Genomic DNA, 2,042 nt, shown 5'->3' on the forward strand with positions numbered 1-2,042 from the left:
ATCGCATCCGCACCCTCGGCAACCAGCCGCCACAAATCCTCCGGCGAACCCACCCCACCCGGATACCGGCACGCCATCCCCACAATCGCAATCGGATCCTCACCATCGACCGAAGAAACCACCGACACCGCGGGGGCATCCGCGAACGTCCCAGAGGCCGTGGCGAGGAGGTAATCGGCCAGTGCCGCGGGCGTCGGGTGATCGAAGACGAGGGTGGCGGGCAGCCTCAGTCCAGTGGCATGGCCGAGGTGGTCGCGCAGTTCCACCGCCATGAGCGAGTCGAAACCGAGTGCGTTGAAGGCGCTGCCCATATCGACGGCGTCCGCCGTGGCGTGGCCGAGCACCGCGGCACACTGCTCCCGGACCAGTTGCAGCACGGCGCCGAGTCGCTTCGCCTCGGGCAGCTCGGCGAGAACGCGGGCGAACGGACTCGATGCACCGCCCGACGCGCTGTCGGTCGACGCCTGCCGCACGGGCACGCGCACGAGGCTGCGCAGTGTGTCGGGCAGGGTGCCTCGTACCGCCTGCTCGTTCAGCACCGAGCGGTCGAATCGCACAGGTACGGAGACCGGGCCCGCGCTCACGGACGACGCCCGGTCGAAGAGTGCAAGGGCCTGCGCGGTCGGCAGTGGCGCGATACTGCTGGTGCCGACCCGCGACCGGTCCAGGCCCTCCGTCATGGTGCTTGTCTCTGCCCACAGACCCCATGCCAGCGATACTGCGGGGAGCCCCGCGGCGCGGCGGTGGTGGGCCAGAGCGTCCAGATACGCGTTGGCGGCCGCATAGCCGGCCTGGCCGGTGTTCCCGAGCGTAGCTGCGACAGAGGAGAACAACACGAAGGCGGTGAGGGGCTGCGGCAGGTCGGCGGTCAGTTCATGGAGGTTGCGTGCCGCGTCGATCTTGGGCCTGAGCACCTTCCGGAGCCGCTGTGGGGTGAGTGTCGTGAGCAGACCGTCGTCCAGCACACCCGCGGCGTGGATCACCCCGGTGGGTGCATGGTCGGCGAGCAGCGCAGCCAGCGCCTCACGGTCGGCGGCATCGCACGCGGCGAGTGTGACCCTCGCGCCGAGAGCCGTGAGCTCGGCCTCCAGTTCGGCGGCGCCTTCGGCGTCCTTCCCCCGGCGGCCGACGAGGACCAGCTCCGGTACGCCATGCCGGGTGACCAGATGACGAGCGATCAGAGCCCCGAGGGTGCCCGTGGCGCCGGTGATGAGGACTCGGTTCCCGAAGTCGGATACGGAGTCGCCGTCAGGTGCGGTATCGGCTTCGGTGGGCTTGAGGGTCTTGCGGACCAGCCGGGGAATATGGGGTTGCCCGTCACGGAAGGCCAGTTGGGACGCGGAGGGGACCAGTACCGGTGCACCGGTCACGTCGAAGGCGTCGGCCGCATCGGCGTCGGGACCGAGGTCCAGGAGCACGAACCTGTCCGGGTACTCGGCCTGCGCCGCGCGCACCAGACCCCACACAGCGGCACCCGCCAAGTGGTCGACGCCGTCGCCGGCGCCGACTGCCACCGCACCCCGCGTCACGAGCACCAGCCGGGTTCCGGCCGGTCCGCTGCCGCTCACCCACTCCTGAATCAGCGCGAGCAGCCATTCCAACGTCTCGGTGGGGTCGTCGGAACCACCGGCACTGCCGGGCAGCACCGGTACGAACACGGCGCTGGGCGCCTTGGCGCCGTCTTCGAGTGCCCGGCTCAGTGCGCTGATGTCGGCGTAGCGGCTGCAGGCCTCCAGGCCGAGGCTGCGCCCGACGTGCTCTTCAGGGGTGAGAACGGCCCAGTCGTCGGCGGACGAGACCGCATGGCCTGTGGGTATCCAAGCAACTTCGTACAGCGAATCGAGGCCTGCGGAAGCCTCGTCGAGTGCCAGGGGGCGGGTCGTCACCGCCTCGGCGGTCAAGACCGGCAGACCAGCGGGGTCGGTCGCGGCGAACCGAGCAGTCGTGTCGGTGGTTTTGGTGAGGGTGACGCGGAGGCTGGTGGCCCCGGTCGCGTGCAGGGTGACGTTCGACCAGGAGAACGGAACCCGGAGCGGCCCGTC

1 protein-coding gene is annotated in these 2,042 nt (G+C 70.2%); it reads right to left on the reverse strand.

What is annotated here, in order from left to right:
• A partial coding sequence (locus tag ACGFU7_RS47935) for a type I polyketide synthase (RefSeq protein ID WP_393705102.1) occupies positions 1 to 2,042 on the reverse strand: 2,042 nt, incomplete at both ends.

Source organism: Streptomyces sp. NPDC048473, assembly GCF_043200155.1.
Classification (GTDB): Bacteria; Actinomycetota; Actinomycetes; order Streptomycetales; family Streptomycetaceae; genus Streptomyces.